The organism is Pseudomonas sp. JL2 (assembly GCF_031570495.1).
Classification (GTDB): domain Bacteria; phylum Pseudomonadota; class Gammaproteobacteria; order Pseudomonadales; family Pseudomonadaceae; genus Aquipseudomonas; species Aquipseudomonas rhizophila.
This window is the reverse complement of sequence record NZ_JAKUDH010000001.1, coordinates 179871-199148: the sequence shown is the minus strand read 5'-3', so window position 1 is coordinate 199148 and position 19278 is coordinate 179871. Positions and strand designations below refer to the sequence as shown.

General features: G+C 60.6%; 15 protein-coding genes. 8 read left to right on the top strand and 7 right to left on the bottom strand.

The window, feature by feature from the left end; all coding sequences use genetic code 11:
- Positions 1-197 precede the first annotated feature (197 nt).
- From MKS85_RS00995 to MKS85_RS00975, 4 genes are all read right to left on the bottom strand, one after another.
- Positions 198-1346, bottom strand: a complete 1149-nt coding sequence (locus tag MKS85_RS00995) for an alpha/beta fold hydrolase (protein WP_310662749.1) — start codon at positions 1344-1346, stop codon at positions 198-200.
- 353 nt (positions 1347-1699) lie between these two features.
- On the bottom strand, positions 1700-3028 hold the full coding sequence (locus tag MKS85_RS00990) for an OprD family porin (protein ID WP_409077991.1): 1329 nt from the start codon (positions 3026-3028) through the stop codon (positions 1700-1702).
- Between the two features lie 205 nt (positions 3029-3233).
- Positions 3234-4661 carry a mechanosensitive ion channel family protein gene (locus MKS85_RS00985; protein WP_107322488.1) on the bottom strand — a complete coding sequence of 476 codons (1428 nt, stop codon included), beginning with the start codon at positions 4659-4661 and terminating at the stop codon, positions 3234-3236.
- Between the two features lie 612 nt (positions 4662-5273).
- On the bottom strand, positions 5274-7517 hold the full coding sequence (locus MKS85_RS00975; protein WP_310662560.1) for a TonB-dependent receptor: 2244 nt from the start codon (positions 7515-7517) through the stop codon (positions 5274-5276).
- Positions 7518-7950: 433 nt separating this feature from the next.
- Between MKS85_RS00975 and MKS85_RS00970 the strand changes: the two genes are divergently transcribed.
- The 8 genes from MKS85_RS00970 (at position 7951) to MKS85_RS00935 (ending at position 16036) form a co-directional block, all read left to right on the top strand.
- Positions 7951-8802 (top strand): putative selenate ABC transporter substrate-binding protein, encoded by an 852-nt coding sequence (locus MKS85_RS00970; protein ID WP_107322490.1) that lies wholly within the window; start codon positions 7951-7953, stop codon positions 8800-8802.
- Positions 8799-9596, top strand: coding sequence for a phosphonate ABC transporter ATP-binding protein (locus MKS85_RS00965; RefSeq protein WP_107322491.1), 798 nt, complete (start codon positions 8799-8801; stop codon positions 9594-9596). The genes MKS85_RS00970 and MKS85_RS00965 overlap by 4 nt, the downstream gene beginning before the upstream one ends.
- On the top strand, positions 9590-10417 hold the full coding sequence (locus tag MKS85_RS00960) for an ABC transporter permease (RefSeq protein WP_047226488.1): 828 nt from the start codon (positions 9590-9592) through the stop codon (positions 10415-10417). The genes MKS85_RS00965 and MKS85_RS00960 overlap by 7 nt, the downstream gene beginning before the upstream one ends.
- The gene (phnE, locus tag MKS85_RS00955) at positions 10414-11181 is read left to right on the top strand and encodes a phosphonate ABC transporter, permease protein PhnE (protein ID WP_047226489.1); all 768 of its coding nucleotides are present in this window, start codon (positions 10414-10416) and stop codon (positions 11179-11181) included. The genes MKS85_RS00960 and phnE overlap by 4 nt, the downstream gene beginning before the upstream one ends.
- Positions 11182-11379: 198 nt before the next feature.
- Entirely contained in the window at positions 11380-12759 is a 1380-nt protein-coding gene (locus tag MKS85_RS00950) for a UDP-glucose/GDP-mannose dehydrogenase family protein (RefSeq protein WP_139050328.1), read from the top strand.
- 173 nt (positions 12760-12932) lie between these two features.
- Positions 12933-13640 carry an HPP family protein gene (locus MKS85_RS00945; protein ID WP_076384904.1) on the top strand — a complete coding sequence of 236 codons (708 nt, stop codon included), beginning with the start codon at positions 12933-12935 and terminating at the stop codon, positions 13638-13640.
- Positions 13641-13774: 134 nt separating this feature from the next.
- The gene (locus MKS85_RS00940) at positions 13775-14881 is read left to right on the top strand and encodes an enoyl-CoA hydratase/isomerase family protein (protein WP_139050329.1); all 1107 of its coding nucleotides are present in this window, start codon (positions 13775-13777) and stop codon (positions 14879-14881) included.
- A 3-nt stretch (positions 14882-14884) separates the two neighbouring features.
- Positions 14885-16036: an acyl-CoA dehydrogenase family protein gene (locus tag MKS85_RS00935; protein ID WP_047226493.1), complete on the top strand. Its 1152-nt coding sequence runs from the start codon at positions 14885-14887 to the stop codon at positions 16034-16036.
- Between the two features lie 126 nt (positions 16037-16162).
- Here the strand turns inward: MKS85_RS00935 and MKS85_RS00930 are convergent, their stop codons facing one another.
- Genes MKS85_RS00930 through MKS85_RS00920 form a run of 3 tightly spaced genes read right to left on the bottom strand, consistent with a single transcriptional unit; the run spans position 16163 to position 19274 of the window.
- Positions 16163-16936, bottom strand: a complete 774-nt coding sequence (locus MKS85_RS00930; RefSeq protein WP_047226494.1) for an enoyl-CoA hydratase — start codon at positions 16934-16936, stop codon at positions 16163-16165.
- 13 nt (positions 16937-16949) lie between these two features.
- Positions 16950-18077: an acyl-CoA dehydrogenase gene (locus tag MKS85_RS00925; RefSeq protein ID WP_139050330.1), complete on the bottom strand. Its 1128-nt coding sequence runs from the start codon at positions 18075-18077 to the stop codon at positions 16950-16952.
- Between the two features lie 9 nt (positions 18078-18086).
- Complete coding sequence (locus MKS85_RS00920) at positions 18087-19274, bottom strand: acetyl-CoA C-acyltransferase (protein ID WP_160892687.1); 1188 nt, start codon at positions 19272-19274, stop codon at positions 18087-18089.
- Positions 19275-19278: the final 4 nt, after the last annotated feature.

Sequence of the window (19278 nt, the reverse complement as noted above, 5' to 3'; positions counted from 1 at the left end):
CGTTCGCCGTAAGGAAGGCAGCGGCGTATCAGCAATACCGGCCAATGACGGCCCCTCAGATGTTCAAGATAGGTGACCGGTGGTCGCTGACTTAGGTTATTTGGTTATAGTTTTATTCTAGAACCGCACCAACAGTGATGAGCACCAGCAACTAGGCTCCAGACAGGAGGAGGGGCCCGACGGCAAGGGGCGGGCGATTATCGTGTGTTTGCCACAGTGGAATGTTCTTGAGCCCCGGCCTCCAGCACCTGCACCATCACCTCGGATTGCCAGGCGAAGTACGGATTGTAGGTCAACCGTGCATGGACTTTGCCGGGCTCACGATAACCCCAGTCCGAATACCAGACAGGGCCACCTGCCTGGCATTGTTGGTAAGCCGTGTCGCTCTGGCCGTTCCAGCACAGACGCTGGTTACCCTGGCGACCATATTGCGGATTATCGGGGGAGAACAGCACGCCCATATGGGAAAACTGACTGATCTGCTCGGCCGGCAACTGGTCGCTGCGCACCAACAGGCGCGGACTTTGCAATTCGTTGGCGAGGTTGCCATACCAGATCATCCGCGACCCCGGGTTGGGGAAACGCCGATTGAAGGCGTCCCGTACAAACTCCACATCCACCACCGAGTCATGGGCCGCACTGACCATCAGCACCGGGCGGTCGAACGCCTGCGATGCCAGCTTGCTGCGCACGGCCGTACTGCTCAGGTAAAACTGGGCGAAGCCATTGGTTGGCACGTTCTGGTAGCGCAGCGACGTCTGCTGCGGGGCCGCGCTGGTCGGCTGCCGTAGCCACGGTTTGACCTTCGCCAGCCATGGCAGCACCCAATCAAACCCAACATTGGACTTGAACGCCGGGGAAAACAGCAGCAGCCCAGCGATCGACTGATCGTCCATGGCGTACGCCACAACCAGGTTGGCACCGGTGGAGAAACCACCCAGGTAAACGTGGCCGACATCCTTGCGTAGCAGCGCCACCTGTTGTTCCACGGTTCGACGCCAATCATTGATGTCAACGTCGAGCATATCGGCCGGCCGAGTGCCGTGGCCGGGCAGCAGCACGGTGCGTACCCGATATCCCTGGCTGGCCAGTTGTGTCGCGACATCTACGAATGAGCCGGGCGAATCGCCAAGGCCGTGAACCAGAAGAACGCCTCTACCATTGGGCTGCGCGGGTACCCATTCACGGGGAGCGTTCCAGGCCAGCTCCAAGGTGTGGTCGGGATTCTGAAACTGCCGATTACGCTCAATCTGCGCCAGGGTTTGCAGGCGGTAGTCGCCAAAGCTGACCGGCGCCGGCTGGGCGACCTCAACCGGAGCGCGCGCGCAGCCGGCAAGGCCGATCATCAAGAGCGCGTAGAGTGCTTTCATTGGGGTTTCCATATGTTCATGTTGATGTCCTATCAAGGACGATAGATGTACCACGTGGGTCGCATTGCACAAAACCCGGAAGAGTTACTTTAGGTGGGGGGAGCTGACGTCAGGGTGACGGGTGGCTGACAGGAATGCGAGTAAACGCGCTCTGCAGTAGTTTGTCCTCGGTCAACCACTTTACAAGGGCTCGACCCAGGACAACCTCAACCCCGTGGCGATCCACTGATAGCGACAAATACGCAGGGCTGAAAATTGAGTCTGGGCAAGACTGTTCCAAGCGGATCGCATGTCTGTTGAGATCCGTCGTTTCTGCAACGGCTGAGGAATCACAGCAGTTTGAAGTTGTACTCAAGGACAAAGTAAATGCGGTCGATGTCCGGCCCGCCTTGTGCTTCGTTCGCCCGATGAGAAACGTGGGTGAAATGCACTAAAAGATCTTTCGCCGGCCCGGACTGGACGGTGTAGCTTAGATCAATGTCGCGCTCCCAGTGCTTCCCGCCTTTGCCTTGCTGAGGGACATACTCCTGTTCGCCAGGATCAAAAGGGAAGTAAGCCCCTCCTTGCGGCGCATGAGTACCGTCGATATCACGTCCAGTCACATACCGTGACATGAACTTGAGCCCAGGCAATCCCATGGATGCGAAATCCAGGTCGTAGCGGGCTTGGTAGGAACGCTCATGGGGGCCATTGAAATCGGCGAACTTGATGGAGTTGGCTAGGTATATGGAGTCGCCCCCTACGAAATCGAAAGGCGTGTCACCACGATTTTTTTGGACCGCCAGGGTAAAGGCTTGGTTGCCAATATTGTGTTTGGCAGAAAGGCTATAAGCTGTTGTGTTGATGCCTCCCGCAACTGAGCGCCCGTAGTCAATCGTATGGTAGATGTTGAAATCTACAAACGTATCCCAGCGACGGACATACGCGTTCGCGTAATACTGTCTCCAAGTGTCTGTTAGCTGGGATGAGTACAGCCTGGCGCCTAGGATCTTGTTGGATGTGAAGTCAGCCCCAACGAAGCTGATTGAGCCCATATCGGTGTTAACGCCATACCCGGAAAAATCCCCTTTAGAAGAGGAGGAGTCCTGGTTTTTGAATGCCGTGAATTTGCCACCGACCAAGTGTATGCCAGTAAGCTCGTCACTTTCTAAGAGCCATCCCGTTGCGTATTCGGGTTGCAGACGTTTGTCGGAGGTGTCGAAGACTGGGGTTTCTACTTCCATCTCGCCGAACTTGATAGAGGTCTGCGAGAGGCGAGTCTTGATCACGCCGCCGCCGTCGCTGAAGTTTTGTGCGGACTCTCCATCACTGTCGACGGGTAAAAGCCCGGTTCCTGAGTGTCCCTTACCGCCATCGAGTTTTTGCCCGACAAAAGCATGCACATCCACACCAAAACCAAATGTTCCGGGCGTGAAGCCTGACTCAAACGTCGTGATGAAGCCCTGTGCCCATTCTCGCTGGTAATTTTTCGCGGCGTTTTCGGAGCGGTTATCATTGTTCAAGAAGAAATTTCGGCTGATAACGTTGAGCGTTGCATCCCCTAGAAAGTCCGAGCTTCTGGGCTCTGTCGAGTCTGCTGCCATAACCTTTCCAACACACAACAGGCAGCAGCAAAGCACCGTGTTCTTCATGGTGTACTTGTGCTGAACGTGGGCCATAACAATGTCCTTGAAACAATGGGAATGCGCCAGCGCATTACACGAAGGGTCAGCACCACCTCCTTTGGATAAACAGGTATGCGCAGAGGGTTTCATTCTTGGTTGCAGGGCCGTGGCTTGCGAGTTAAATGTTGTTAATTCCACTCACCTAAGGCGATAGACACCCTCTCGGGAGCAGTCAGCAGTGCCGAGGCCGGTGCGCAGTTCAACGCTTCTGCAACCACCCAAGCAAACCTCCTTTTTTGATCGGCGCTGGTTTGGCCATCAACGTCAGTTGGCTGTTCTGTTGCCGCACCGCTTGCAGCTTGTTCAATGCCTGGCCGACTTCGCTGCGTTGCTCCATGCAACTGCGTGTCAGAGACTTGTCGATGCGGTAAATGATGCAGGACGTCAGTGTGGTGAAAGTGGCCTGGGACGGTGTGTCGGCGAGGATGCTCTGTTCGCCCATGACTTCGCTCGGCCCCATGCGACCTACTTCAGTTTGCTGGGTGTCGTCGGGCACTGTGGCGCTGACCACTCCGGTGGCAATCACGAACAGATTGTCAGGCACTTCACCCAACTCCAGCACCACTTGTCCCGCCGCGTATTGCTGCGGAGTCATGGCCAGAGCCAACCGATCGCGTTCGTCCTCGCCCAGGGAGCGGAAGATTTTTACCTCGTCCAGCAACGCTCGCGCTCGGGTAGTGGGTTCAACCGCACCATCGAGTTGCCGGGAAATACCAGCCGCTTCCAAGTGCCGATGGGCCAGGTCGAACAACTGATTGCGCACTTCACTTTTTCTGCCCAGCTCGGCGATAAAACCGCTGGCCACGTATTCGGACATGTTTTCACCGGCCTCCTTGAGCAGAGCTTTAGGTGCAGGGGAGAGGAGCAGGCTGCTGCTACCTTGCAAGGTGCGATCCAGTGCGTCTAACACCCGACGCGGACGGATGTGGTTGGGCACCTGAATGCTAATGGATACGCCATGCATGTTGCTCGGTCGGCTCAGGTTGACGATCTTCGCCTTGGCCGCCACCGAGTTCGGTACCACCGCAGTACTGCCGGCGCTGGTGAGCAGGTGGGTGGCGCGCCAGTCGATGTCCAGCACCTTGCCTTCGGTGCCGTCGATCATGATCCAGTCATCCACCTGATAGGGTTTGGTGGTGTTGAGCACAATGCCGGAAAACACGTCGCTCAACGTGCTTTGCAACGCCAGCCCGACGACGATCGCCACGACTCCGGAGGTCGCCAGCAAGCCTTTGACTGGCAGCTCCAGCACATAACCAGCCGCGGCGACGATCGCGATCAAAAATACCAGCGCACCTATGACATCCTGCAGCAACCGCCCACTGTGACCAATGCGTCGTATCAGCACCAGACCGATGATTTCCGTGAGCACCCGCGCGGCATATAGCCACCAGAGAATCCCAAGGGCCGTTGCCCCCAGTTGCACAGCGCGATCACCGGCAAACACGGGAGCCTGCAGCGGGCTGACGTCGGCATTGATGATGATTGCACTGAAGATCAGGAACAAGCCCAGACGCAACCCAATCCGGGTGACGCGGTGCTTGAACGGCGCGAGATGCCAGATCAGCGCATCGATCACCAGCAGCAGGGCACTCCACGACAAGGGATGACCGTAGATAATGGGCATGTGATCTCCGGGTAAAAAAAGGTGGGTAGCGCGCGCTCCCTTGAATCAAGGTTTGGCAGCACCGTGAATACAGATTAATAGGGGGCCTAAAAAGGAAAAAGCAGCTATAAAGCGTCTAACTGTCAACCTAGTCGTGACAATGAATCCATTGGAAGAGCGCCTCGGTGTGCGGCTGCAGCAGGCTGATCGGGATCGATGCGAATGCGCACAGGCAGGCGCTGGACAATCTTCGTGAAGTTGCTAGTGCAGTGGGAGACACAGACTATGTGGTGGAAAGAGATTCTGGTTTTCAAGTCTGAGGGACCGGTGGCCGAAGCCGGCGGCAAGCTCGAAGGCTCTGGAGGCAGGGAGCATAGATCGTTGATTTCGGAGGATTCTGGTAATTCGTGGCAAAGTCCTGTTTAAGGGTGCAGGCGACACTATGAGTAAACACCTTTATACATCGCGTTTAACATAATATACATTACACGCAACAAAGTATGTCGCTACCAGCCGGACTATCCAGCAGATTTTCCGCCAGACGCTTCCCCTCACCATCACCCACAAGCATCACTGAAAACCAATTCACCGCGCACCAATCCCTTGGCAAGCGTCATCACGGCAACCACCAAACTACCAGCGCGTGCGCAACGTCATGCCCATGCTGCGCGGGTCGCCGGTAAGCACTCCGTAATCACCTGCACCAAGCCGAGGGTAAACGGCGGTGATGTAGTTCTCGTCGAACAGATTGCGCGCCCACAGTTCGGCTTCCCAACGCCTGTTGCTGCGGCGCAGTCCAAGACGCAGGTTGGTCAGCCCATAGGATGGCTGGTAGCTGCCCTGGCCACCTTCGAGCGTGCCGTAGTAACCGCTGCGGAATTTGTAGTCCAGGGCGCTGAACAGCTCCAGGCCATGCTCCAGTGGGTAGCGATAGTCGATTCCGGCGTTGGCGTTCCACTCTGGAGCGTTGAACACGCGTTGACCTCCCAAATCGCACGACCACTGAGCGCTGGTTGGCGAGCACGGTGCGTTGGGGAAATCCCGGTAGCGTGCGTCACTCCAGGCGATCCCCAGCCTCAGGTCAACCCGTTCGCTGGCACGTAGCTGCGCGTCCAGTTCGATCCCGCGCAGGCGCACTTTGCCGACATTGATCAGGTTGTCGCGGATCGGCGGCGAGAACTGGTCCGCCGGCGCACGGTTGGTCAATGCCTGGTAGTCGTCGACATCGGCCTGGTACACAGCCAGATCGAGCACGCCTCGTTCGTTCCAGAAGCTGCGCTTGAGGCCCACCTCGACCGAAGTGACCCGCTCCGCATCGAATGTCGATGAGAGATTGGGGCCGATTACGTCGAGATTGATTCCGCCAGCCTTGTAACCGCGTGACCAACTGGCATAGCCGAGCAGGTCATCGGCAAACTGGTAGTTGAACGTCAATTGTCCGGAAAGATTGCTCTCCTCGATCGCATCACGTCGGTAGTACTCGCCGCCGAGTGCGACGCTGCGCAGCAACGGGCCCGCCAACTGCGAGATCAGGTCAGGGCCCAGTGGCGCCAACCCCGAAACGCTGCGCGACAGCCAGCCCTGTTTGCGCTCGCGGGTGTAACGCAGCCCTGGTGTGATCGCCAGGCGGTCCGTGGCATGCCAGGTGAGTTGACCGAACACGGCGCGGCTGTCGGTGCGCTGCTGACCGTCGAAGTCCTGCTGCGCGCCATCGAGCAATGACGGAGCAATCATTCCGGGCGTAATGCCCAGCCAGTCGATTTCCGGGCGATCCCCCAGAAAATAAGCGGCCGCGTCCTCGCCGAAACGCACGCCCACCTCGCGGTTCAACTTCTGCCGCAAATAATAAAGGCCCACCACGTAGTCGAAGTGTTCGTTGGGCGAATCGGCCAGGCGCAACTCCTGGCTGAATTGATGGTGATCGAGCTTCACAGCGGCGTTTTCGGCCACCGACAGCGGCATGCCATCGCCATCCTGGTCCGCATCATAGGTCCAGTCGCGGTAACCGCTGATGCTGGTCAGCGTGGCGCCGCTGTCGAGCAGCCAGTTCAACTCCAGCGTAGTGCCGGTCTGCAGCGTCTTCACCGTGTTCGGTTCGTCTTGCTGCACGCGACGCGCATAAGGATCTATCGGCAGTTGGCGGTAGCCAACGAAGGCGGCTCGATCGATGCTCGTCTGGCTGTAGTTGCTCGCCGCAAAGACATTGCCCTGCTCGTCCTGCCAACCATATTCACCGATCAATCGCGCGCTGAACGTTTCGCTCGGCGTCCACAGCAACTGGCCCCGTAGGCCCTGGCGGTTCTGGTCACCCAGGTGGCTGCCGTTGTAAGTGTTCTCTATGAGCCCGTCGCGCTCTACGTCGTAGCCGGTCAGGCGCCCCGCCAACACCCCATCGATCAGCGCGCCTGAAACCGTGCCGCGATACTGACGCAGGCCATCACTGCCGACCGAGACCTCGCCATTGCCTTGCGGCTCGAAGGTGGGCGCGCGGCTGCTGATGTTGATCGCACCTGCCGTGGTGTTTTTGCCATATAGGGTGCCCTGTGGCCCCCGCAACACCTCGACCCGCTCGATATCGACCAGGTCGACCAGCGACATGCCTTGGCGCCCGAGGTAAACCCCATCGAGAAACACCCCGACACTGCCGTCCAGGCCATCGTTGTAGGAGCTCGAACCGAGTCCGCGAATACCGTAGCTGGCGTAACGCGCACTGGGCACGGCTACCAACAGACTCGGTACGCGCTGCTGCAGGTCCTCGGTACGGTAGATGCCGGCATCGTTCAATTGCTCGCCATTGAGCACGTTCATGGCAATCGGCACGGCCTGCACGCGCTCCTCGCGGTGGCGGGCAGTGACCTTCACCTCGTCGAGTACCAAGACCGAAGGCCGGCCAGGCTCCGCCTGTTCAGCACCAGGATCCTGATCATCGGCCTGGGCCCCACTCAGATAGAACCAACATACAACATGAAGCAGGCATCCATAGCGCACTCGGGGCTCGATCATCCTGGACACAGCAAACCTCTGATAGCGAACTGACATATAGCCGCTGCGAGGCTACATCATTCAGACTATGGAAAAAATCGTAAACGCTCGGGACAATCCAGTCCCAGGGGGCGGTAACAGCCAAGAACTGTTTGCATCGCGCGTTTGAGCTTGTAGGATCCGCGCATTGTGACTGGATGGCCGAGATTCACCAGGGCCAAAAACGACCGTTATCACACTCATTCGTCTACCCTCACAAAGCGCCATGCGGTTGTTCGCGAGTGCCTGGCGCTTCAATATTCCTGCGTTAACGTACCGGAGATTTTCCATGCTCAAGCGTTCCCTGGCATTGGCCGTCGGCTTGACCCTGTCTTTCAGCGCCTTGCTGGCCCAGGCCGCCGACACCCTGAAAGTCAGCGCGATTCCCGATGAAGCCCCTACCGAATTGCTGCGTAAGTTCAAGCCCTTGGGCGCTTATCTGGAACAACAGACCGGCATGAAAGTCGAGTTCATTCCCGTAAGCGACTACCCCGCTGTGGTCGAGGCGCTGGCGACCGACCGCATCGACCTGGCCTGGTTGGGTGGTTTCACGTTCGTGCAAGCACGCTTGAAAACCGGTAATGCGATCCCGCTGGTGCAGCGCGAGCAGGACGCCCAATTCACCAGTAAATTCATCACCGCCGACCCTGCGGTCAAATCCCTCGCCGACCTCAAGGGCAAGACCTTTGCATTCGGTTCAGTGTCTTCCACCTCTGGCAGCCTGATGCCGCGATATTTCATGCTCCAGGACGGCATCAAGCCGGAAAGCTACTTCAGCCGCGTAGGTTACTCGGGCGCCCATGACGCCACCGTCGCCTGGGTCCAGGCCGGCAAAGTGGACGCTGGGGTACTGAACGCCAGTGTCTGGGAAAAACTGGTCGCCGCCGGCAAGGTCGACACCGCCAAGGTCAAGGTGTTTGCCACCACCCCGGCCTACTTCGACTACAACTGGACGGTGCGCGGAACGCTCGACCCGGCGCTGGCAGCCAAGATCAAGGCAGCCTTCCTGGCACTCGACCCGGCAAATCCGAAGGACAAGGAAATCCTCGATCTGCAGGCTGCCAGCCGCTTCATCGAAACCAAGCCTGAGAACTACAAGGGCATCGAGGAAGCCGCACGCGCCGCCGAATTGCTCAAATGACATTACATCTGACCCAGGTCAGCCTTACCCACGCCAACGGCGTCCAGGCGCTACGTGGCGTGGAGCTGCACATCGGTGCCGGCGAACAGGTCGCCATCATCGGTCCGTCCGGTGCGGGTAAATCGAGCCTGCTCAATCTGCTGGGCACGGCCCTGCGACCGGGTCAGGGCGAAATGCAGGTGCTCGGTGAAACGGCCTGGCAGTTGTCTGCCCGCGAGCGTCAACGCCTGCGCGCGCGCATCGGCTTGATCCACCAAGCGCCGCCCCTGCCACCGCGCCAGCGCGTAATCACTGCGGTGCTGGCCGGCAAACTGGGTCAGTGGGGCATGGGCAAGAGCCTGCTGAACCTGCTGCACCCGCTGGATGTTCCCGGCGCACGGGCGGCATTGGCCAGGCTGGATCTGAGCGACAAGCTGTTCGCGCAATGCCAGCAACTCTCCGGCGGCCAGTTACAACGCGTTGGGATTGCCCGGGTGCTGTATCAGGCACCCGAGGTGTTGTTGGCCGATGAACCTGTTTCGGCCATGGATCCGGTGCTGGCCGAGCACACCCTTTCAGTGCTCTGTCGCCATGCCCGTGAGCACAACGTCACCCTGGTCGCCAGCCTGCATGCGGTGGACCTGGCCCTGGCGCACTTTTCGCGGATCATCGGCCTGCGTGACGGACAGATCCTGTTCGATCTGCCGACCGATGCCGTCGACCGTGAGCGGCTCGACAAGCTCTACGCCAATGAGCAGTTGATACCCTCGCCTCCACCGCCCTCCCCCTTGAGTGTGCAAATCCCGCGATGCTGACACGCGATACCCGAGACCCCGCCAGCGGCCCTCGCCTGCTGCTCTGCCTGTTGGCGCTTGTCCTGCTGTGGCCGGGCATCCACTTCAGCGAGCTGGACCTTGGCGTGCTGGTGACGAGCGACAGTCAAAGCGAGATGGGCCGGTTTGTCTCGGCCTTCTGGCCACCGGCCCATGGCGAAGCGTTCATTGAGCTGCTATTGCAAGCCACCTTGCAGACCTTGGCCATTGCCACGGCGGGTATGGCTTTGGCATTGCTGTTCGCCGTTCCCGCCAGCCTGCTGGCCAGCCGTGCGCTTTCGCTGTCTGCGGCCTCCCGGGGTGGCCAACCAGGCTATTGGGGGCAACTGCTGCGCTGGCCGGTACGCGGTCTGCTGATCTTCCTGCGCAGCGTGCCGGAAATCGTCTGGGCCCTGCTCTTCGTCCGCGCCGTCGGTCTGGGGCCGACTGCCGGGGTGCTGGCCATCGCCATTACCTACAGCGGCATGTTGGGCAAGGTCTACGCGGAAATCTACGAGTCGGTCGACCAGCGTCCGGCACATGCACTGTTGCAGGCTGGCAGCGGCCGACTGACAGCCTTCTGCTACGGGATCCTGCCCAATGTCGCGGCGGAGCTGCTGTCCTACACGGTGTATCGCTGGGAGTGCGCCATCCGCGCCTCGGTGGTGATGGGCTTCGTCGGTGCCGGTGGCCTGGGCCAACAAATGGACCTGTCGTTGCGCATGTTCGCCGGCGGTGAAGTGGCCAGCATGCTGTTGACGTTCCTCGTCCTGGTCCTGCTGGCCGATCAACTCAGTCGCCTGCTGCGCTGGAGGCTGGCATGAACCGCCTGTTCAACGCGATATTGCTCCTGTGCATCGGTGCAGCCGTCGTCGCCTCGTTCGCCTATCTGGGCATCGACCTCGGCCAGCTTGGCGACGGCGACAACCTGAACCGGATGGGCGCTTATGCCCAGCGTTTTCTCAGCCCGGACCTGAGCCCCAGCCATCTGAAAGCAATCGGCCACGGTGCCCTGGAAACCATCGCCATGTCCGCCCTTGGCACCCTGCTCGCCGCGGTGTTCGGCCTGGTCCTGGCCCTCCCCGCCGCCGGGCGCTTCGGTTGGCCGATGCAAAGCACCTCGCGCCTGGTACTCAACGCCTTGCGCGCGGTTCCTGAACTGGTGTGGGCGGCGCTGATGGTCTTGGCTGCTGGGCTGGGCCCCAATGCCGGCACCCTGGCATTGGCGCTGCACACCACCGGCGTGCTCGGCCGGCTGTTCGCCGAAGCGCTGGAAAACACCCCACCCGAACCGGCCGAAGCCATTCGCCTGCAAGGCGGCAATGCCGTGTGGGCGTTCTGTTACGGCACCCTGCCCAACCTGATGCCGCAGCTGTTGGCCTACATCCTGTACCGCTGGGAAAACAACATTCGCATGGCCAGCGTGCTGGGCTTCGTCGGCGCCGGCGGATTGGGGCAAATGCTCTATGTCAGCCTCAGCCTGTTCCAGGAGGCGCAGGCCAGCACGGTGATTCTGGCGATGCTGCTGCTGGTCCTCGCGGTCGACTCGCTGAGCAGTTGGAGTCGTCAACGCTGGGTCAAGGCCTGAGCGCTGCCGCGTAGCGGCGAGTTTGACACCACACGTTCAGACCAGGGTGGCTCCCCTCCCTTGCCCACGGGTTGACCGCAACCGCTGCAGCCTGTCAGCGAACTGAAATATCCCCGACTTATTCTGCTGATGCGCGCATTGCGGCGATGTGCGGGTTGTATGTGCCTGCCCGTTCGGAAGTCATCCAGGGAGTCCGCCATGAAAATCAGTGTATTCGGTAGTGGTTACGTGGGATTGGTGCAAGCGGCGGTGTTGGCCGAGGTGGGCCATGACGTGGTGTGCATGGACATAGACGAACAGAAAGTCGAAAGCCTGCGCCAAGGCCAGGTGAGTATCTTCGAACCCGGTCTGGCCGCGCTGGTGCGTGAGGGATTGGAAGCCGGACGTCTGCATTTCACCCACGATGAAAAGCTCGCGGTGCAGCACGGCCAGGTGCTGTTCATCGCCGTGGGTACGCCTTCCAGGGAAGATGGCTCGGCCGATTTGAGTCAGGTCCTGGCCGTCGGTGAGGCGGTGGCTCGTTACCGCGAACAACCAGTCCTTGTCGTGGAGAAATCCACTGTACCGGTGGGCACCGGCGACGCCCTGCGGGCGCACATCGACAAATGCCTGCTCAAGGCCGGCCGTTTGTTGCAGTTCGATATCGTGTCCAACCCCGAGTTTCTCAAGGAAGGCTCGGCGGTGGCTGATTGTCGCCGTCCGGATCGCATCGTGATCGGCTGCGAAAGCAATGAAGTGCGCGACACCATGCGCGACTTGTACGCGCCCTTCAATCGCAACCATGACCGGATCCTGTTCATGGATCTGCGCAGCGCCGAGCTGACCAAGTACGCAGCCAACGGCATGCTGGCGACGAAGATCAGCTTCATCAACCAGATCGCGGAGCTGGCGGAACACCTGGGCGCTGACATCGAAGCCGTGCGCCTGGGCATCGGCGCGGACTCGCGCATCGGTTATCACTTCATTTACCCGGGCTGCGGCTACGGTGGCTCGTGTTTTCCCAAAGACATGCGCGCGCTGATCCACACGGCCGAGCAAGCCCACTGCTCCAGCGATCTGTTGCAAGCGGTGGAAACCATCAACCAGCGGCAGAAGCACAAGCTGTTCGAACGCATCCAGGCGTTCTACAAAGGCGATTTGCGCGGTAGAACCTTCGCGGTGTGGGGCTTGGCCTTCAAGCCCAACACCGACGACATGCGCGACGCACCGAGTCGTACCCTGCTGGAGGCGTTGTGGGGTGCCGGTGCCAGTGTCCGCGCCTTTGACCCCGAGGCCATGCAGCAGACCCAGCAGCTGTATCCCGACGAATCGAAGCTGATGTTGATGGGCACGCCGGAATCGGTTTTGCCGGGGGCCGATGCACTGGTGATCTGCACTGAATGGCAACCGTTCAAGGCGCCGGATTTCGACCTGATCCAGCAACGGCTCAAGGCTGCGGTGATTTTCGATGGCCGCAACCTGTATGACCCGGACCGCATGGCAGACAAGGGCTTTACCTATTTCCCCATAGGGCGCGGGCAATCGTGCAACCTGCCTATCGCTCAGCAAACCTGGTTTCAAGCGTCCAGAAGCGCATGATCTTCTTTACCTCAAAATAAGTGCACTCAAACAGCATTAATATGAATTTGTAAGCAAGGGCCGCGAACGGCACACTGTGCATCGTTCCTCCCCCAACTGTTGGAACACTTAAAGGGCTTTCAGGGATTCTCCCGTAAGCCCCTTTTTTTGTTCGTTTTTTGGATTTTCGCTTAATGCTTTCTCGCTGGTTCCCCGCTGCTATCAATACCCGCCCCACCGAATGGAGCCGGGCCGCCATCGGTATGGCCCTGGGTACGATGTTCAGTGTCTGGCTGTGCGGCCAGGTGTTTGGCCTTGAGGTGGCGCAACACTTGATTGGCCCGCTCGGCGCCTCGGCCGTGCTGTTGTTTGCCGTCTCCTCAGGCGCCCTCGCCCAGCCCTGGTCGATCTTCGGCGGTTACTTGTGCGCCTCGGTCGTGGCATTGCTGGTGGCCCATGTCCTGGGCCGTACCCTGGGGAGCGCCTGTCTGGCGGCCGGCATGGCGCTGGTGTTGATGTGCTGGCTGCGTTGCCTGCACCCTCCGGCGGGTGCCCTGGCGGCGACGATGGTATTGGCCGACCCGTCGATCATCGCCCTGGACTGGCAAGCTGTCGGTGCCGCGATGCTGGCCGGTTCCACCCTGCTCTTGAGTGCATTGGCCTATAACAACCTGACGCGCGTGCGCTATCCCAAGCGCGCCAGCGAGCCGACGCCGGTCATTCCCGCCGACCATTCACCCATCGACCGTCAGGCCATTACGGCTGAGGACTTGAAGCTCGCTCTTGAGCAAATGGAAGCATTCTTTGACGTAACTCCCGAAGATCTCGAGCAATTGATCCACGCCAGCGAACGCAATGCCAGGCGTCGCAGCATCACGGAAGTCCTCTCGGGTCGCGGCTGAGCCTGAGGCTGCTATAAATATGCAGACAGGACCTGCACGTATCCCGGTTGTGCAAGGCAAATTTGCACTGGTACGATCCTGACCGGGTACGCGCGACACAATTCATAAAGAACAATAAAAGCAGGGAGTTAGCGATGACAGCTCAGGTTTCATCACAAGCCTCGGGACCCATCGGAGCCGTGGCTCATGAAGTGCTGGTCGAAGTACGCAACCATATCGGCCACTTGACCCTGAACCGCCCCGCCGGCCTCAATGCCCTGACGCTGGACATGGTGCGCAGCTTGCAGCAACAGCTCGATACCTGGGCTCTGGACCCACAGATCCGCGCCGTGGTACTGCGCGGTGCCGGTGACAAGGCGTTTTGCGCCGGCGGCGATATCCGCTCGCTGTACGACAGCCACAACCAGGGCGACAACCTGCACCAAGACTTTTTCGTCGAGGAATACGCCCTCGACCTGACGATTCATCACTACCGCAAACCCATCCTCGCCTTGATGGACGGTTTCGTCCTGGGCGGCGGCATGGGCTTGGCGCAAGGTGCCGACCTGCGGGTGGTGACCGAACGCAGCCGCCTGGGCATGCCGGAAGTCGCCATCGGTTATTTCCCCGACGTCGGGGGCAGCTATTTCCTGCCGCGCATTTCTGGCGAACTGGGCATCTACCTGGGAGTCAGTGGCGTACAGATCCGTGCTGCCGACGCGCTGTATTGCGGGCTGGCCGACTGGTATCTGGACAGCGACAAGCTCGATCGGCTCGATGAACGTCTCGACCGCCTGGAATGGCACGACACGCCCCTCAAGGACCTGCAAGGCCTGCTGGCGAAACTCGGCATGCAGCAGTTGCCTGCCCCGCCTCTGGCCGACCTGCGCCCGGCCATCGATCACTTCTTTGCCCTTGCGGACGTGCCAAGCATGGTGGAGCAGTTGCGTCAGGTCACCGTCGCCAACAGCCATGAGTGGGCGCTGAAAACCGCCGACCTGCTGGAGACCCGCTCGCCCCTGGCCATGGCCGTAACCCTGGAAATGCTGCGTCGCGGCCGGCATTTGAGCCTGGAAGACTGTTTTGCCCTGGAACTGCACCTGGACCGTCAATGGTTCGAGCGCGGCGACCTGATCGAAGGCGTGCGCGCCTTGCTCATCGACAAAGACAAGAACCCGCAGTGGAACCCGCCGACCCTGGGGGCGCTGGACAAGCGCCACGTGGCGAGTTTCTTCGACGGCTTCGACGACCACGGGAACTGAACCATGCACGACCTTGAGCTGACCGAAGAGCAAGTGATGATCCGCGACATGGCCCGGGATTTTGCCCGCGGCGAGATCGCCCCTCATGCCCAGGCCTGGGAAAAAGCCGGCTGGATCGACGACGCCCTGGTGGCGAAGATGGGTGAGCTGGGCCTGCTGGGCATGGTGGTGCCCGAGGAATGGGGCGGTACCTACGTCGATTACGTGGCCTATGCCCTCGCGGTGGAAGAAATCTCCGCAGGCGATGGCGCCACCGGGGCGCTGATGAGCATTCACAACTCGGTGGGTTGCGGGCCGGTCCTCAATTTCGGCACCGACGAACAGAAACAGACCTGGCTGGCCGATCTGGCCAGCGGCCAGGCCATTGGCTGCTTCTGCCTCACCGAACCCCAGGCCGGCTCCGAAGCCCACAACCTGCGCACCCGCGCCGAACTGCGGGACGGCCATTGGGTGATCAATGGCGCCAAGCAATTCGTCAGCAACGGTAAGCGGGCGAAACTGGCGATTGTTTTTGCGGTGACGGATCCTGAGCTGGGCAAGAAAGGCATTTCGGCGTTTCTGGTGCCGACCGACACGCCGGGCTTCATCGTCGATCGCACGGAACACAAGATGGGCATCCGCGCTTCGGATACCTGCGCCGTGACCTTGAACAACTGCACCATCCCCGAAGCCAACCTGTTGGGGGCTCGCGGCAAAGGCCTGGCGATTGCTCTCTCCAACCTAGAGGGTGGTCGCATCGGCATCGCGGCACAGGCCCTGGGCATCGCCCGTGCGGCGTTTGAAGCGGCCCTGGCTTACGCGCGGGACCGGGTGCAGTTCGACAAGCCGATCATCGAACACCAGAGCATCGCCAACCTGCTGGCCGACATGCACACCCGCCTGAACGCCGCCCGCCTGCTGATCCTCCACGCCGCCCGCCTGCGCAGCGCCGGCAAGCCATGCCTGTCGGAAGCGTCCCAGGCCAAGCTGTTCGCCTCGGAAATGGCCGAAAAAGTCTGCTCCTCGGCCATGCAGATTCATGGCGGGTATGGGTATCTCGAGGATTATCCGGTGGAGCGCTACTACCGCGATGCGCGGATTACCCAGATCTATGAAGGGTCGAGCGAGATACAGCGGATGGTGATTGCCCGGGAGTTAAAGAACTACCTGGTGTGATGGCTGAAAAAGCATCGCGAGCAGGCTCGCTCCCACAGGGTTCGGAGGTGTACACAGAGATTGCGTACACCAAAGATCCCATGTGGGAGCGAGCCTGCTCGCGATGGCGTCAGTCAGGACGCCGCATTACTTGTCCTGAAACTCCGCCGCCCGCTTGGCCACGAATGCCGCCATGCCTTCCTTCTGATCCTGCGTGGCAAATGCCGCATGGAAGACCCGGCGCTCGAAACGCACACCTTCGGACAGGCTGACTTCAAAGGCGCGGTTGACGCTTTCCTTGACCATCATGCTGATGGGCACTGACTTGGAGGCGATCAGAGCGGCGGTTTTCAGTGCGTCGTCGAGCAATTCATCAGCCGGCACGATGCGCGCAACGATGCCGCAACGCTCCGCTTCCACTGCATCGATGAAACGGCCGGTCAGGCACATTTCCATGGCCTTGGCCTTGCCCACTGCGCGAGTCAGCCGCTGGGTGCCGCCCATGCCCGGCAGTACGCCCAGGTTGATCTCCGGCTGACCGAACTTGGCATTGTCACCGGCCAGGATAAAGTCGCACATCAACGCCAGTTCGCAACCACCGCCCAAGGCAAACCCGTTCACTGCCGCGATGATCGGCTTACGCCGGTTAGCCACGCGGTCGCTGTCGCTGAACAAGTCATCGAGGTAGATCTGCGGGTAGGTCAGCTCGGCCATTTCCTTGATGTCGGCACCAGCGGCAAAGGCTTTTTTCGAGCCGGTCAGTACGATGCAGCCAATCTTTGGATCAGCCTCCAATGCATCCAGCGCCTGGTTCAGCTCGCTGACGATCTGCGCGTTCAAGGCGTTCAACGCCTGGGGACGGTTGAGGGTGATCAGGCCAACGCGGTCCTTGATCTCCAATAAAATCGTTTCGTAGCTCATGCAGGACTCCTGTTCAAAGATTGCGCGAAATGACCATGCGCTGAATGTCGCTGGTGCCTTCGTAGATCTGGCAGACGCGCACGTCGCGGTAGATGCGCTCCAGCGGGAAATCGTTGAGGTAACCGTAACCGCCCAGTGTTTGCAACGCCATGGAGCAGACTTTTTCGGCCATTTCCGAGGCGAACAGCTTGGCCATGGACGCTTGCACCAACGCCGGCTGGCCGTTGTCGCGCAAAGCAGCGGCGTAATGGACCATTTGCCGCGCCACGGCGATCTGGGTGGCCATGTCCGCCAGACGGAACGCCACGGCTTGGTGTTCGATAATCGGCTTGCCGAAACTTTGCCGCTCGCGAGCATAGTCGCGGGCCGCTTCGAACGCCGCGCGGGCCATGCCCACGGACTGCGCGGCGATACCGACCCGTCCGCCTTCCAGGTTCGCCAGGGCGATCTTGTAGCCCTCGCCCTCCTCCCCCAAACGGTTGCCCACCGGCACACGGACATCCTCGAACAGGATCTGGCAAGTGTCGGAGGCGTGCTGGCCCAGTTTGTCTTCGACCCGCGCCACGCTGTAGCCCGGCGAATCGGTGGGCACGATGAACGCACTGATGCCACGCTTGCCGGCGCTCGGATCGGTCACCGCAAACACAATCACCACCCCGGCGTTCTGCCCGGAGGTGATGAACTGCTTGCAACCATTGAGCACGTAGTGATCGCCCTCAAACCGTGCCCGGGTCTTGAGGCTACTGGCGTCCGAACCGGCCTGGGGCTCGGTCAATGCAAAGGCACCGAGCATCGCACCGCTGGCCAGGGGGGTGAGGAATTTGGCCTTCTGTTCATCGCTCCCGAACTTGAGGATCGGCACGCAGCCCACCGAGTTGTGCACGCTCATGATGGTCGAGCACGCCCCATCGCCGGCGGCGATCTCTTCCAGGGCCATGGCATAAGTCAGGTAGCCGGTGTCGCAACCGCCCCACTGCTCCGGCACGAGCATGCCGAAGAAACCCAGTTCGGCCATTGCAGCAATGGCTTCCTTAGGGAAACGGTGCTCGCGGTCCCACTCAGCGGCGAACGGTTTCAAGCGCTCCTGAGCGAACTGCCGGGCCACGTCGCTGATTTGAGTCTGTTCTTCAGTCGGGAGCATGGTGATTCCTTAATACAGGCATTCAACGGCCATGGCCGTGGCTTCGCCGCCACCGATGCAGATGGCCGCGACGCCACGCTTGAGGCCTTTCTGGCGCAGGGCCGAAAGCAGCGTCACCAGGATCCGCGCGCCCGACGCACCGATGGGGTGGCCCAACGCGCAGGCGCCGCCATGGACGTTGACCTTGTCGTGGGGGATCTCCAGCGCGCCCATGGTCGCCAACGCCACCACTGCGAAAGCCTCGTTGATTTCAAACAGCTCCACGTCGTCGAGCGACCAACCGGTTTTGTCCATCAGTTTCTTCACCGCGCCGATGGGGGCGGTGGGGAACAGGCTCGGCGTGTCGGCAAACGCGGCGTGGCCGTGAATCACCGCCAACGGCTTCAGGCCTCGCTCCCGGGCCTGGCTCTGGCGCATCAACACCAGCGCTGCGGCACCGTCAGAGATGGAGCTGGCATTGGCTGCAGTGACCGTTCCGCCCTCACGGAACGCCGGTTTGAGCGAGGCGATCTTGTCCAGGCGGGCCTTGGGCGGCTGCTCATCGTGGCGCACGGTGACCTGTTCCTTGCCGACCATGACCTGCAACGGCACGATCTCGGCGTCGAAACTGCCGTCCTTGATCGCCTGTTGGGCACGGGTGGTGGAAGCGATGGCGAAAGCATCCTGGGCTTCGCGGCTGAAACCATTGGCTTCAGCGCAATCTTCGGCAAAGGTGCCCATCAGGCGGCCCTTGTCGTAGGCATCTTCCAGGCCATCGAGGAACATGTGGTCGAGCACCTTGCCGTGGCCCATGCGCAAACCGCTGCGGGCGCGGTCGAGCAGATACGGGGCGTTGGACATGCTTTCCATGCCGCCAGCCACCACCACCTCGGCGCTGCCGGCGATCAGCATGTCATGGGCAAGAATTGCCGCCTCCATGCCCGAACCACACATCTTGTTGAGCGTGGTGCAGCGGGTCGATTTATCGAGCCCGGCCCCCAGTGCGGCCTGGCGCGCCGGAGCCTGGCCCTGGCCTGCCGCGAGCACACAGCCAAACAGCACTTCTTCAACCGCATCAGGGGCAATGCCGGCCCGCTCCACGGCAGCTTTAATGGCGGCGGCTCCCAGTTGCGGAGCGCTGAGGCTTTTCAGTTCACCTTGAAAGCCGCCCATGGGGGTGCGGACGGCGCTGACGATAACAATCGGATCGTTGGACATGACA